This window comes from Acinetobacter sp. WCHAc060042 (assembly GCF_003231195.1).
Taxonomy (GTDB): domain Bacteria; phylum Pseudomonadota; class Gammaproteobacteria; order Pseudomonadales; family Moraxellaceae; genus Acinetobacter.
On record NZ_QKVN01000019.1, the window covers coordinates 24,781 to 39,371 of the forward strand.

14 protein-coding genes are annotated in these 14,591 nt (G+C 42.2%); 7 read left to right on the forward strand and 7 right to left on the reverse strand.

What is annotated here, in order from left to right:
• The first annotated feature begins 394 nt into the window (after window positions 1-394).
• Together DPG01_RS09755 and DPG01_RS09760 are read left to right on the forward strand one after the other, a co-directional pair.
• Window positions 395-1,639 carry an OmpP1/FadL family transporter gene (locus DPG01_RS09755; RefSeq protein ID WP_110974953.1) on the forward strand — a complete coding sequence of 415 codons (1,245 nt, stop codon included), beginning with the start codon at window positions 395-397 and terminating at the stop codon, window positions 1,637-1,639.
• A gap of 329 nt (window positions 1,640-1,968) precedes the next feature.
• On the forward strand, window positions 1,969-3,126 hold the full coding sequence (locus DPG01_RS09760) for an OmpP1/FadL family transporter (RefSeq protein ID WP_110974954.1): 1,158 nt from the start codon (window positions 1,969-1,971) through the stop codon (window positions 3,124-3,126).
• 82 nt (window positions 3,127-3,208) lie between these two features.
• Here the strand turns inward: DPG01_RS09760 and thrH are convergent, their stop codons facing one another.
• Entirely contained in the window at window positions 3,209-3,826 is a 618-nt protein-coding gene (thrH, locus tag DPG01_RS09765; RefSeq protein ID WP_058869095.1) for a bifunctional phosphoserine phosphatase/homoserine phosphotransferase ThrH, read from the reverse strand.
• 201 nt (window positions 3,827-4,027) lie between these two features.
• Here thrH and DPG01_RS09770 point away from each other — a divergent pair, with 201 nt between their 5' ends.
• Window positions 4,028-4,762: a phosphoadenylyl-sulfate reductase gene (locus tag DPG01_RS09770; protein WP_110974955.1), complete on the forward strand. Its 735-nt coding sequence runs from the start codon at window positions 4,028-4,030 to the stop codon at window positions 4,760-4,762.
• Window positions 4,763-4,923: 161 nt separating this feature from the next.
• A complete protein-coding gene (locus DPG01_RS09775) occupies window positions 4,924-6,303 on the forward strand; it encodes a WS/DGAT/MGAT family O-acyltransferase (protein ID WP_086208602.1) in 1,380 nt (459 codons plus the stop codon).
• 62 nt (window positions 6,304-6,365) lie between these two features.
• On the opposite strand, the gene DPG01_RS18775 is transcribed toward DPG01_RS09775, so the two are convergent.
• The 6 genes from DPG01_RS18775 to DPG01_RS09800 form a co-directional block, all read right to left on the reverse strand.
• Window positions 6,366-6,539: a PA1571 family protein gene (locus DPG01_RS18775; RefSeq protein WP_086208603.1), complete on the reverse strand. Its 174-nt coding sequence runs from the start codon at window positions 6,537-6,539 to the stop codon at window positions 6,366-6,368.
• A gap of 131 nt (window positions 6,540-6,670) precedes the next feature.
• On the reverse strand, window positions 6,671-8,125 hold the full coding sequence (gene rng / locus DPG01_RS09780; RefSeq protein WP_086208604.1) for a ribonuclease G: 1,455 nt from the start codon (window positions 8,123-8,125) through the stop codon (window positions 6,671-6,673).
• A 38-nt stretch (window positions 8,126-8,163) separates the two neighbouring features.
• Window positions 8,164-8,730 carry a Maf family nucleotide pyrophosphatase gene (locus DPG01_RS09785; RefSeq protein ID WP_110974956.1) on the reverse strand — a complete coding sequence of 189 codons (567 nt, stop codon included), beginning with the start codon at window positions 8,728-8,730 and terminating at the stop codon, window positions 8,164-8,166.
• Window positions 8,718-9,209 (reverse strand): rod shape-determining protein MreD, encoded by a 492-nt coding sequence (mreD, locus tag DPG01_RS09790; RefSeq protein WP_086208606.1) that lies wholly within the window; start codon window positions 9,207-9,209, stop codon window positions 8,718-8,720. The genes DPG01_RS09785 and mreD overlap by 13 nt, the downstream gene beginning before the upstream one ends.
• The gene (gene mreC / locus DPG01_RS09795; RefSeq protein ID WP_086208607.1) at window positions 9,196-10,053 is read right to left on the reverse strand and encodes a rod shape-determining protein MreC; all 858 of its coding nucleotides are present in this window, start codon (window positions 10,051-10,053) and stop codon (window positions 9,196-9,198) included. The genes mreD and mreC overlap by 14 nt, the downstream gene beginning before the upstream one ends.
• A gap of 15 nt (window positions 10,054-10,068) precedes the next feature.
• Entirely contained in the window at window positions 10,069-11,115 is a 1,047-nt protein-coding gene (locus tag DPG01_RS09800) for a rod shape-determining protein (protein WP_086208608.1), read from the reverse strand.
• A 133-nt stretch (window positions 11,116-11,248) separates the two neighbouring features.
• Between DPG01_RS09800 and gatC the strand changes: the two genes are divergently transcribed.
• From gatC to gatB, 3 genes are read left to right on the forward strand one after another with little or no spacing between them, the layout of a single operon-like run.
• Window positions 11,249-11,563 carry an Asp-tRNA(Asn)/Glu-tRNA(Gln) amidotransferase subunit GatC gene (gene gatC / locus DPG01_RS09805; protein ID WP_004694671.1) on the forward strand — a complete coding sequence of 105 codons (315 nt, stop codon included), beginning with the start codon at window positions 11,249-11,251 and terminating at the stop codon, window positions 11,561-11,563.
• A 53-nt stretch (window positions 11,564-11,616) separates the two neighbouring features.
• On the forward strand, window positions 11,617-13,095 hold the full coding sequence (gene gatA / locus DPG01_RS09810; protein WP_110974957.1) for an Asp-tRNA(Asn)/Glu-tRNA(Gln) amidotransferase subunit GatA: 1,479 nt from the start codon (window positions 11,617-11,619) through the stop codon (window positions 13,093-13,095).
• Window positions 13,095-14,582 (forward strand): Asp-tRNA(Asn)/Glu-tRNA(Gln) amidotransferase subunit GatB, encoded by a 1,488-nt coding sequence (gene gatB / locus DPG01_RS09815; RefSeq protein WP_110974958.1) that lies wholly within the window; start codon window positions 13,095-13,097, stop codon window positions 14,580-14,582. The genes gatA and gatB overlap by 1 nt, the downstream gene beginning before the upstream one ends.
• Window positions 14,583-14,591 lie beyond the last annotated feature (9 nt).

Below are 14,591 nucleotides of genomic sequence, written 5' to 3' on the forward strand. Positions count from 1 at the left end.
TGGTCCGTGTTTATATAAAAAGGCTTGAATCATAAATAATTTTTAGGTGAAGCACATAAACATCAAATAAAAATCTGTATTTGACGCCACGAAGCTTATTTATTTCTTATTTTTGTGCTTATTTTTTAACCAAAAGAAAATTTTATATTTCAAATTATATACTTATATTTTTCAAAGATTTAATGCTTAAAAAGGCTTTTTTTTAGTATAAAAACTCTATTTAGACTATTTTTTGAACTGCCGAGTTAGTCCTAGAGCATTTACTCTTATTTTAATTGTGCTATTTTTGTGACATGGAGTAACAAATGATTTCGGTAAAACGATTTCTCCAAAAGCCAAAAAGCATAAACACAAAATGAGCAACAAACATTTGCACCTCAAGGAAAGACGTAGAATGAAATTAAAGACATTAACGACAGCAATGATTTTAGCAACTGTACCAATGACGGGGGCATTTGCCGCTGCACTCGATCGTTCAGGTCAGTCTATCTCAGCATTCTTACAACCAGGCAACTACTTTGAAGCAGGTATTTCTGTATTAGATCCAGATGTATCTGGGAAGGCTATTTCAACTGCTGGTGGCGGCAATCTTTCTGACGTGGGAGATGATTACTACTTCCCCTCAGCTGCTCTTAAATTACAAGTAACAGACCACTTCTCATTTGGTTTGATCTATGACCAACCATTTGGTGCTGATGCTGCATACTCAACAAGTGACCCACTTGTTGGTCTCAATACAGGTTTGTTCCACTTAAACGGTGAAGCAACTGAAGTAGAAGTTGACACTCAAAGTTTGTCTATGATTTTTGGTTTCCAGCCAAATGAAAATTTCAACATTTATGCTGGTCCTGTTTATCAAACAATTAAAGGTAATGTTCAATTACGTGGTGCGGCATATGGTTCAGCTAACGGCCTTGGCTTATATAATGCTGATTTAGATGAAGATGGTGCAGTTGGCTGGTTAGCTGGCTTTGCTTATCAAATTCCTGAAATTGCTTTAAAAACATCTATCACTTATCGCTCTGAAATTGACCACAAAGCATCTGCTCGCGAATATGGTCAAAGTAACGTATTAGCATTTGTTGGCAGTAGCCCTGTTTACGATGTAGCAACAGATGCAAATATTACAACTCCCCAATCTGTTAACCTTGATTTCCAAACAGGGATCATGGCAAATACAGTTGCCTTTGCAAATGTACGTTGGGTGAATTGGAAAGACTTTTCTATTGACCTAAAACAATTCGGAACTGTTGCAGATACTCTAGGTGCGCTAGGCCAGACTCCAGACAACCCAAATGGCTTTGATATTGTTGGTTATACTGATGACCAATGGTCAGCAAACGTAGGTGTAGGCCGTAAATTTAATGATCTATGGGCAGGTAATGTCTCAGTAGGTTGGGATTCTGGTGCAGGTAATCCTATATCAACGCTTGGCCCAACTGAAGGTTACTGGAATGTTGGCTTAGGACTTCAATATAGTCCAACACCTGCAACCTTTATCGCTGGTGGTGTTAAATACTTCTGGTTAGGCGATGCAAAAGCGCAAGTCGCATCTAACTTTGGATCAGATACTTATGTTGCAGAATTTAATGACAATGATGCTTTAGCTTATGGCTTAAAAATCGGTTACAAGTTCTAATTACTAATACTGAAAAAACCATCTGCAAAGATGGTTTTTTCATTTTCAACAATGACACCTACGCTCTTTTTTATACACTTGTGATTCATTTGAGCAATAAACAAACACTTAAACATTTTGCATAATATTCAATCAGCCACTCAGCATCTAAAAATAAATCCATATAAATCATAAAATTAATATTTTTTTTTAGTGTTTTTACTCTACACAAGTATATTTTTTAACTTTTCAGTTCATTTTACAACCGTAGTTGAGCATTTACTCTTTTTGTATTTATGTTACTTTTCGTGCCAATCACTTACATAAAGCTACAACAAGGAATGTTCCCTATGAAGCTTACAGCTCTTCGCTCGGCTATTTTGCTCAGCTTAATCCCAACAACTTCTGTCATAGCTGGCGGTCTAGATCGATCTGGGCAATCAATGTCTGCTTTTTTTCAATCGGGCAACTATGCTGAAGCTGGTTTTACAGTAATTGATCCAACTGTAGAAGGTACCTCTACAGTTGTTAAAGATGAAAAAATCAGTGATATGGGAGGTGATTACTACTTCCCTTCTGCAGCGATTAAAATACAGCCAACCGATAATATTTCACTAGGATTATTATATGATCAGCCTTTCGGTGCTGATGCAACCTACTCATCAACAGCAGGTACATTTGGTAATGGTACGGAAGGAACTTCTGTTGAAGTTGATACTCATAATCTAACTGCGCTGATTGGTTACCAACCCAACCAAAACTGGAATTTTTATGCAGGCCCCGTATATCAAACAGTTGAAGGAAAAGTTTCATTACGTGGCGCCGCATACGGTGGTACTCGTCTATTAGGTGGCTACGACATAGATCTCAAAGAAGATGATGCTTTCGGTTGGATTGCAGGTGCCGCATACTCTATTCCTGAAATTGCACTTAGAGCTGCTATCACTTATCGCTCTGAAATTAAACATGAACTTGATACTTCAGAAACATTTGCCCTAGGTGCTGTTGTTCGTCCCAACTCAAACACAGAAGTTGTTACACCTCAGTCTGTAAACATTGATTTGCAATCAGGTGTCGCTAAAGATACCTTAGCTTTTGCAAATATTCGCTGGGTACATTGGGATCAATTTGCAGTTAAGCCAACATATTTAGCTGCTGCAACACAAGCTGCAAGAGGTAAAGCACAAAATCTAATCGACTATTCAGATGATCAGTGGTCTATTACAACAGGTCTTTCTCATAAGTTTAATGATAAATGGGCTGGTTCAGCTTCTGTAGGTTATGATTCAGGCGCTGGAAACCCCGTAACTACACTAGGTCCTGTTGAAGGAAACTGGAGTGTGGGTTTAGGAGCTCAATATAATCCTGCACAAAGCTATTTCATTGCTGCTGGCGTACGTTACCTATGGTTAGGTGATGCAGATGCACAAACAGGTGGGAATGTTGTTGGTAACTTTGAAGATAATAGTGCCCTTGCATATGGTATGAAAATTGGCTATCGCTTTTAATTGACTAATGTTACTAACATTGAAATTCAATGAAAAATGGCGCTAATAGCGCCATTTTTCATTGTTTTTTAAAATCAATACATTAAGCTGGAATATCGCGCACTGAAGCATTACGAATCGCTTCTTTTAAAGCATCATAACCATGAATTGGTGGAAACTGAGGGAACTCTTTGATTACATTTTCTGGCGCATCAAATAAAAACCCTTTGTCCGCTTCACCGAGCATAGTAGTGTCATTATAAGAATCACCTGCGGCAATCACACGGAAATTCAAACCATGTAACGCCTTGACTGCCTCACGTTTTTGGTCAGGTTGACGTAACTTATACGCTGTAATCATTCCCTTTTCGTCAGTTTCTAACTTATGACAAAAAATGGTCGGCCAACCTAATTGCTTCATTAAAGGATGTGCAAACTCATAGAAAGTGTCTGATAAAATAATCAACTGAAAGTGTGTGCGTAACCATTCAACAAATTCTTTCGCACCTGGAAATGGCCCCATTTCGGCAATCACTTCTTGAATATCATTGAGGCCTAAACCATGTTCTTTTAATATATTTAAGCGCTGGGTCATGAGCACATCATAATCAGGAATATCACGCGTGGTTGCTTCAAGCGCCTTAATGCCTGTTTTTTTAGCAAAGTTAATCCAAATCTCTGGAACCAATACCCCTTCTAGATCAAGACAAACAACTTCCATGAAGACTCCCTTTTATTTACGTGGAAAAATTTGCCCTATCATAGCTTAATATTTGTCTAATGCATTGTTGTTTTTTAAATCTATTTTTTTCATAAGCATTGATTTTTTAGTGATAAGTAGCCTAATTCAACTCTATTAAAATACTTAGCAAATAACGTAATATAGGTCTTGTTAGATTCCAAGCCTATTGCCAGGATACTCATGACAACCATTCCAACCATTGACCTTGTCGATGCTCTTGCTGCTGAATACGCAGACAAATCGCCAAGTGAAATTTTAGCACTCGCACTGAATCAAAACGGTGAAATCGCCATTTCATTTTCTGGTGCAGAAGATGTCGTACTGATTGATATGGCGGCCAACTTAGGTAAACCTTTCCGTGTCTTTAGTTTAGATACAGGACGTTTACACGCAGAAACCTATCAGTTTATTGAAACTGTGCGCAAACATTACAACATCAATATCGAAATTTGTTTCCCAGAAGCCAATGCAGTTCAACAACTGGTCAATGAAAAAGGGTTATTCAGCTTTTACCAAGATGACCATAAAGAATGTTGCGGTATTCGAAAAGTTCAGCCATTACGTAAAAAATTAGCCACTTTAGATGGCTGGATTACGGGGCAACGTAAGGATCAAAGTCCAGGTACACGAACTGAAATCCCTGTCGTACAGGCCGATATCGGTTTCTCAGGTGAAGGCAAGCAACTGATTAAATATAATCCCCTTGCCAACTGGAGTAGTGCTGATGTCTGGAGCTATATCCGCATGATGGAAGTCCCCTATAACCCTTTACATGAACGCGGCTTTATTTCTATCGGTTGTGAGCCTTGTACACGACCAGTGCTACCAAACCAGCATGAGCGTGAAGGTCGCTGGTGGTGGGAAGAAGCTACGCACAAAGAATGTGGCTTGCATGCAGGTAATTTGAAAAAGTAAAGACTAAAACCACTGCTCAGCAGTGGTTTTTCGCAACTAATAGATACACACAAAGCGCTCCTATTCTTATAAAAAGTCGATATACTAACCTTAAGTTATATAATTCTAACAAGATTGCTCAGATAAGAGCCGTCATATATTGCAGTGAGGCAATCTAGACTATGCGTCCATTACATCCGATTGACTTTATTTTTTTATCACTTGAAAAGCGCCAGCAACCCATGCATGTCGGTGGATTATTCTTATTCCAAATTCCCGAAAATGCACCAGCCAGCTTCATTCAAAATTTAGTAGCGGATATTCGTAATTCAAAATCTATTCCTATCCCCCCGTTTAACAATAAACTGAATGGCCTATTTTGGGATGAAGATGAAGAATTTGATCTTGACCATCATTTTCGCCATATTGCACTTCCCAAACCTGGTCGTATCCGCGAACTCCTGACTTATATTTCACAAGAACACAGCAGTTTGATCGACCGTGCAAAACCATTATGGACCTGCCATATCATTGAAGGAATTGAGGGTAACCGTTTTGCCATGTATTTCAAAATTCACCATGCAATGGTGGATGGAATTGCAGGTATGCGGTTGGTTGAGAAATCCTTATCACATGATCCAAACATCAAAAGCATCGTACCGCCTTGGTGTGTTGAAGGACCACGCGCTAAACGCTTGAAAGAGGATAAAGCGAGTCGCTTTAAAAAGATTATGAATGGTGTGGTTGGACAGCTTGAATCTACCCCACGTGTCATGTATGAACTGTCTCAAACAGTGATGAAAGATATGGGGCGTAATCCCGATTACGTTTCAAGTTTCCAAGCGCCAAGCTCCATTTTAAACCAACGCGTCAGCTCTTCACGTCGCTTTGCAGCACAGTCTTTTGAATTTGACCGTTTACGCCATATCTCTAAAAGTCTAGGTGTCACAATTAATGACATCGTACTGGCTGTTTGTTCAGGTGCACTGCGTGAATATTTATTATCGCAAGATGCGTTACCTAAAAAACCACTGATTGCAATGGTTCCTGCATCTGTACGTGATGATGATTCATCTATGTCAAATCGTATTACGATGATCTTGGCAAACTTAGGCACACATAAAGAAGATCCATTAGAACGCTTAAACATCGTCCGTCGTAGCGTACAAAATGCAAAAGAAAAGTTCAAACGTATGAACTCAAATCAAATTTTGAACTATAGTGCATTTGTATATAGTGCGGCAGGTCTGAATATAGCCTCAGGCCTATTGCCTAAACGCCAAGCCTTTAATTTGGTGATCTCGAATGTACCAGGACCACGTGAGCCACTGTACTGGAACGGAGCACGTCTCGATGCATTGTACCCTGCTTCGATCATTTTAGATGGTCAGGCACTCAATATCACCATGACTAGTTATTTAGATAAACTTGAGGTCGGTTTGACCGCGTGTCGCAATGCTTTGCCGAAAATGCAAAACTTATTGACTCACTTGGAAGAAGAAATCCAACGTTTCGAAGCGATTGTGGGGGTTGAAAACCCAAAGTTACAAGCGGTCAGTTGATACCGCAGAACCCATCAGAAACTGAATAAATGACATAAAACTAAGGGGCTTCGATAAGCCCCTTAGTTTTTAATGCTACGACATTGTTTTAATAGTTGATGACATGCAGTTCGAATCATGGCAGTGGTAATTTGTACTTCCTTACCTTGCTCGTCCAAAATATATGCATTATGCGTCACTTTCGTATCCAATAAATGTTTCAAACTAGGTTGAATAATTGCTTCTCTAACACCCATATCACACCTCATTTGCTAAACCTATTTGGGAGAATAAGCTTTGGCTATTTCCGTGTTCCTAGTATTCAAAATCTACAGTCGAAAGTAAAATTTCAGTTGTAACAACTATTTAACCATATATTGTTACAATTTCAGCTCAGAATGATATCGTATTGCTCTTGCGTATATAAATTTTCAACCTGAAATTTAATCACACGACCAATAAAATGCTCCAGATCCGCGACTGCTGGCGCTTCTGCGGTTAACAAGCGGTCAATCACGGATGGATGAGCAACGACAGTAAAGCCAGTCTGAGACTGATAGGCGCGTGTATAACGCATGATTTCTCGAAAGATTTCGTAACATACCGACTCTGCTGTTTTCACATAACCACGCCCCTGACAGGTCGGGCAAGATTCACATAATAAGTGTTCTAATGATTCACGTGTTCGCTTACGTGTCATTTCCACTAGACCCAGCTCTGATACCTGCGTGATTTTGGTTTTGGCATGATCTTGCTCAAGCATCCGCTCAAACTGAGTCATCACTTCAGTACGATGCTCCTGCTCTTGCATGTCAATAAAGTCGATAATAATAATACCGCCTAAATTGCGCAGTCTCAGCTGACGAGCAATCACCTGTGTCGCTTCCATATTGGTTTTAAACACAGTGTCTTCTAAAGAGCGACCACCCACATAGGAGCCCGTATTGACGTCAATCGTGGTCATGGCCTCGGTCTGGTCAATCATCAAATAACCACCTGACTTCAGCGCAACACGCGTTTGCAGAGCTTTTTGAATATCTTCTTCTACATTATATAAATCGAAGATTGGACGCTCACCCGGATAGTGAATCAAACGCTCTTTAATATTCGGCACAAATTCTTCAACAAACTCTTTGAGCTTGCCGTGAATTTCACGTGAGTCGACTGAAATTTTAGCGGTTTTTTCGCTTGCAAGATCTCGGATAATCCGCTGCGGTAAAGGTAGCTCTTCAAAAATTAACGATGGCACCGCAATACTAATCTGCTTGCGCTGGATAAACTCCCATAGCTTTGCCAAATAAGCCATATCTTGAGCAATGGCCGCTTCTTCAATACCATCTGCCGCAGTACGAACAATCACAGAACCTGGAAGCTTATGTTCTGCTTGAATTCGCTCAATCATAGAGCGTAAACGGTCACGCTCTGCCTCAGATTCTATTCGTTGCGAAACACCCGTATGGTTCCCATAAGGCATTAAAACCAAATAACGAGAAGGAATAGAGAGATCTGTTGAAAGGCGGGCACCCTTCGTTCCCAACATATCTTTCATGACTTGAACAGTAAGAATTTGTCCCGGTTGCAAAAGCTCAAACACATTCGGAATCGGCTGATTACGTGGCCAAACCATATCATTGATATGCAAAAAAGCAGTTCGTGACAGTCCAATATCGACAAAAGCAGCTTGCATACCCGGAAGAACGCGCACCACTTTACCTTTATAAATATTACCCACTAACCCACGTTTTACCGTACGCTCAACAAATAACTCATTGACCGTGCCGTTTTCAATCAACGCGACGCGACATTCCATAGGCGTGACGTTAATTAATAACTCGTCAGACATAACAAACTCAAAACATTATAAAAAATCTTTTGAGACAGTTAATTTAGTGCCTTAACTGCCCGTAATAACTGTACCGTTTCATACAACGGTAAACCCACCACATTGCTATAGCTTCCCTCAATACGTGGAATATAACGTGCTGCAATGCCTTGTATGGCATAGGCTCCCGCCTTGCCAAGGGGTTCATGTGTTGCCCAATATGCTTCCATATCTTTAGGGCTTAAGTGCTGAAATTCGACTTCAGTACGAACTACTATACTTGAAATTTGTGCATTTGTACGAACACAAACACCTGTATAAACATCATGCTTACGTCCCGAGATTTTTCCCCACATTTCAAAAGCATGTTGTTTCGATTCAGGTTTACCCAAAATCTCTTGATCGACTCCTAAGCTGGTATCCGCAGCGATCACGATCGCATCTGGATAACGAACTTGCACAGCCTCAGCTTTGGCACAAGCCAGTCGCTCTACATAATGAGCGACCAATTCGCCTGTTTGTATCGACTCATCAATATCTGGGCTGTAAATATCAAAAACTAGGCCAAGCTGCTCAAGCAACTCACGACGGCGAGGCGAACTTGACGCTAAAATTAAATGCGCCATTTTTTTAGGAAGAAATATAAAATGGGAAAGGTCAAAACACTACTCAACAGGGGTTGCCAATGACGGGCAATCGAAAACTGCGCCCCGATCATAATTTGCGCGATCCACGTCATAAATAAATGTGCGACAACAGCCAAAGCCGTGATCACCCAGATATTGGCAAACGTCATAATCCGACGTTCTCGGGTTAAAAAGCGTGAGACAAAAGTAATCAGCACAAAACTGAGCGCATTTAAACCTAAGGGTGCATCGAGCAATAAATCGGTGAAAATACCCACAGCAAAGGCGAACCAAATTCCACACCATGTCGGCTGACACAGCACCCAAAACAGCATGACCATCATCATAAACAATGGACGCCAACCAGAGAGCGTATAAGACAGTGGATAGACCATCAACACCGAAGCAATGATCACCGAAAAAATGATCGGAAATAGTGGATCACGCTGTTTGGCAGCACGAAGTTTAGCGATCGGCATGCGGTTGCTCCATCGCTAAAGAATCGGAAAATAACACAACGACGTGATGTCCACCCGCTAGCTGTGCGGCAGGTACCACATCTATTTGAGCAAACTCGCCTGAATTATGACGGCTGATTTTTGAAATCGTACCCACCAAATAACCCGCTGGGAAATGCTCACCAAGACCTGAGCTATACACTTTTTCACCCACTTTAATTTCGGCACTGGTCGGGACATATTCCATTTTCAAATGCCCCAAATCTCCCGTACCCGAAACAATCGCTCGCATACCCGAGCGTTCTAAACGGACTGAAAGTGAATGTTCTTTATCTGAAAGCAACATCACACGGCTACTATGTGGATAGACATTGATAATCTGCCCCATAATGCCTTTGTCATCGAGCACCGTCTGCCCTACTTTTAACTGACTGTTGGCACCACGGTTAATCACAATAATATGACGCAGTGGATCGGCATCGGTTCCAATAACTTCTGCAATCTCCATACGACCATCAATGATTAACGGGGTATCTAACAAACCACGCAAACGGGTATTTTCCGCAGATAGTTCAGATAATTTTTGTAAACGTACCTGTGCCTGTAACAGTTCAGCTTGCATCGCGGTATTTTCACGGCGCAGTTGAGCCTCAGACTTGGTTTGTTGATTCAGCCACTCTCGCGATAACACGGGATAACTTGCTACAGCATAAATTGGATTATAAGCGGCGTACAAGACATCTCTTGCAGGTTGAATCACATGCGGCATGCGCCAGTTAAAAAACAGCACAACCAAACATGTGATCACTGCAATGATAAATGAGCGAAAAGATGGCGGTTGTCTGGAAAACAGATTTGTTTGCACCCGCCGATTCCTTTATTAGCCTACAAATAACATGTCGTGATTTGGATTATCGAAGAACTCCAAAACTTTACCACCACCACGAGTGACACACGTTAAAGGATCTTCTGCAACCACCACAGGTAAGCCCGTTTCTTGCGCAAGGAGTTTGTCGAGGTTACGTAGTAATGCACCACCACCTGTCAACACAATACCGCGCTCAGCGATGTCTGAAGACAGCTCAGGAGGCGTTTGCTCAAGTGCTGATTTCACAGCCGAGACAATACTTTGTAGAGGGTCAGAAATCGCTTGCGTGATTTCGTCCGAAGTTACATTAATGGCACGTGGCACACCTTCAGCAAGGTTGCGACCGCGAACTTCAATCTCAAGCGTTTTAGCATCAGGCTCGGGTAAAGCCATACCCACTTCTTTCTTGATAATTTCTGCAGTGGTTTCACCAATCACACAACCATGAGCCTTACGTACGTAGTTAATGATTTGTTCATCAAATACATCACCGCCAATACGTAGTGAGTCAGCATAGACACAACCTTGTAATGAAATGATCGCAATTTCAGTTGTACCACCACCGACATCCACCACCATCGAGCCACATGCTTGCTCAACTGGCATACCTGCACCAATTGCAGCGGCCATTGGTTCTTCAATCAAACGAACATCACGTGCGCCTGCATTAAATACAGCTTCACGAATAGCACGACGCTCAACCAAAGTTGATTTGCAAGGCACACACACCACAACACGCGGTGCAGGTGGGAACAGACGTTTTTCATGTACTTTACCAATAAATTGGTTCAGCATGGTTTCAGTCACTTCAAAATCGGCAATCACACCATCCTTCATTGGACGAATGGCAGAGATATTCGCAGGGGTACGGCCTAGCATTTGCTTTGCATCAAGACCTACTGCGGCAACGATTTTTTGTGAACCACTGTGACGAATTGCCACAACTGTCGGTTCATTTAATATAATGCCTCGTCCTGGTGCATAAATAAGTGTATTTGCTGTACCTAAATCAATGGCTAGATCGGGCGAAAACAAGCCAATTAGTCTTTTTAGAATCACGGAGACGTTCTCGATTAAACTTTATGTGGACGCAAGGTGGCAACTTTAACTAAATGTGATGATTTGAACAAGTCAATCGCTTATTATAACGCACGATATTTTGAAATTTTTTAATACTGACTCAGGTGATGTTATGTCTACATCGGATGCACAGCATTCTGCAGATTTAAATGCACAAACAGTTTCAGCAATCGCCAATCTTGCTCGATTGTCGCTAGATGATACGCAATCTGCTGAATATGCTCAAAGTCTAAATAAAATTTTAGGCATGATGGAAACCTTAAAAGGCATCGACACCGATGGTGTTGAGCCGCTTAAAAGCCCATTTGATCACCCACAACCCTTACGTGAAGATGTGGTTTCAGAAACCAATCATCGTGATGAATATCAAGCCATTGCACCGCAAGTGCAAGACGGTTTGTACCTTGTTCCTCGCGTGATTGAATAATTTCTATTCAGTTAAACCATTATTTTGTAAAAATTAACGTAAAGACATTTCTCATGACAGATTTACATCGCTTATCGATTCGTGAACTCTCTGAGGGTTTAGCTGGGGCTAAATTTTCATCTCGCGAACTGACTGAACATTATTTAAAGCGCATTGCAAAACTGGATACACAAGTTAAATCTTATGTAACCGTGACTGCAGAACAAGCGCTTGCACAAGCCGATGCTGCCGATGCCGCAATTAAAGCAGGCACAGCAACCGCATTGACAGGTGTGCCCATTGCACACAAAGACATTTTTTGTACCCAAGGCATTAAAACCACTGCGGGTTCAAAAATGTTGGATAACTTTATCTCTCCTTACGACGCCACTGTTGTAGCGAAAGGCAAAGCCGCGGGTCTAGTCACTTTAGGTAAAGTGAACATGGACGAATTTGCAATGGGTTCAACCTCTGAGAACTCATTCTATGGCGCTACAGCAAACCCTTGGAACTTAGGTCATGTACCGGGTGGTTCTTCAGGCGGTTCTGCGGCAGCGGTTGCAGCGGACCTTGCTCCATTTGCCACAGGTACAGACACAGGTGGTTCTATTCGCCAACCTGCATCATTCTGTGGCTTAACGGGTCTTAAACCAAGTTATGGCCGTGTGTCGCGCTTCGGGATGATTGCGTATGCATCATCACTAGATCAGGGCGGGCCAATGGCACGTTCGGCTGAAGACTGTGCCTACCTCATGAATGTGATGGCAGGTCATGACGCGAAAGACTCAACATCGGTTGAAAAAGACGTTGATGACTATGTGGCGAATTTAAACGGCACAGCGATTCAAGGTTTACGCATTGGTATTCCAAAGCAATACTTCAATGTCGCTGGTTTAGATGCAGACGTGAAAGCACGTGTTGAAGAATCATTGAAAAAACTGGAAGAGATGGGCGCGATCTTGGTTGAGATTGATCTCAACATGACTGAAGCTTATGTTCCAACCTATTACTTGATTGCACCTGCTGAAGCGTCATCGAACTTGTCTCGTTACGATGGCGTACGCTATGGCTACCGTGCTGAGAACCCAGTTGACCTGATGGACTTATACAAACGTTCGCGCTCTGAAGGTTTTGGTGCAGAAGTACAGCGTCGTATCTTGATTGGTACGTATGCATTGTCTGCGGGTTATTACGATGCGTACTATGTGAAAGCGCAAAAAGTCCGTCGTCTGATTCAACAAGACTTCTTAAAAGCGTTTGAATCGGTGGATGTGATTGCTGCACCTGCTGCACCAACTACGGCTTATAAAATTGGCGCGAACTTGTCTCCAGTTGAAATGTACTTGGGCGACATTTACACCATCGCGGTTAACCTTGCAGGTCTTCCTGCGATTAACGCACCTGTTGGTTTTGACAAAGACAACTTACCTGTGGGCTTACAGCTAATTGGTAACTATTGGTCAGAATCTCAACTGTTGTCTGTGGTACATCAGTACCAACAAGCAACGGATTGGCATACGAAACGTGCGGCAATTGCTGAGGAGAATGCATAATGGCCCAAAACAATGGTAAGAATGCTGCTAAACCAAAGTCGTTATTAATTGACGGTTGGGAAGTCGTGATCGGGATCGAGATTCACACTCAGTTGGCAACTCAATCTAAAATCTTCTCAGGTTCTTCGACTGAATTTGGTCAAGACCCAAATACTCAAGCCAGCCTTGTCGATTTAGCTATGCCGGGCGTACTGCCTGTATTGAATAAAGAAGTAGTCGATTTAGCCATTCGCTTTGGTTTGGGGATTGATGCTTATATTGACCAAGCATCTGTGTTTGCACGTAAGAACTACTTCTACCCTGACTCTCCAAAAGGCTACCAAATTAGCCAGATGGATAACCCGATTGTAGGCTTGGGTCATATCGACATTCAACTTGAAGATGGTACGGTAAAACGCATTGGCGTCACGCGTGCCCACCTTGAGGAAGATGCAGGTAAATCCATCCATGATCAGTTTGAAGGGATGTCAGGCATCGACTTAAACCGTGCAGGTACGCCTTTACTTGAAATCGTGTCTGAACCTGACATGCGTTCGGTTGAAGAAGCGGTGGCTTATATCAAGTCGATTCACACTTTAGTGCGTTGGTTGGGTATTTCTGACGGTAACATGGCGGAAGGTTCATTCCGTGCAGACTGTAACGTGTCGTTACGTCGTCCGGGTCAACCGTTCGGTACACGTTGCGAGTTGAAAAACCTCAACTCATTCCGTTTCATTGAGCAAGCGATCAATGTTGAAATTGAACGCCAAATGGAAATTTTGGAATGGGATGGTACGATTGACCAAGAAACGCGTCTCTTCGACCCTGTGAAGATGGAAACACGTTCAATGCGTTCGAAAGAAGAAGCGAACGACTATCGCTACTTCCCAGACCCTGACCTGTTGCCTGTAATTATTTCAGATGCACAAATTGAAACGGCTCGTGCTGCATTGCCTGAGCTTCCTGCGGCACGTCGTGAGCGTTTCGTCGCGGACTTTGGTGTCACTGAGTACGATGCGCATGTGTTGACGCTGACCCGTGAAATGTCTGACTTTTATGAAGTGGTTGTGGCTGCTGCTGGCGGCGCTGCACAAGGTAAAGTGTCTGCAAACTGGGTGATGGGCGAATTCTCAGGTGCTTTAAATAAAGCAGGCTTAGAACTCGCAGACTCTCCTGTTTCTGCTGAAAAACTGGGCGGCATGGTTGCGCGTATCGTGGATAACACCATTAGCGGCAAGATTGCGAAGCAGGTGTTCGGCTTTATGTGGGATGAAGGCAAAACTGCGGACGAAATTATTGCGGAAAAAGGCTTGAAGCAGGAAACTGATACGGGTGCGATTGAAGCGATTATCAAAGACGTGCTTGCTGCCAACGAGAAGATGGTTGAAGAGTTTAAATCTGGTAAAGAGAAAGCTTTCAATGGTCTTGTGGGTCAAGTGATGAAAGCATCTAAGGGTAAAGCTAACCCTGCTCAAGTGAATGAGTTGATGAAGAAATTGATTGGTTGATCTGATCTG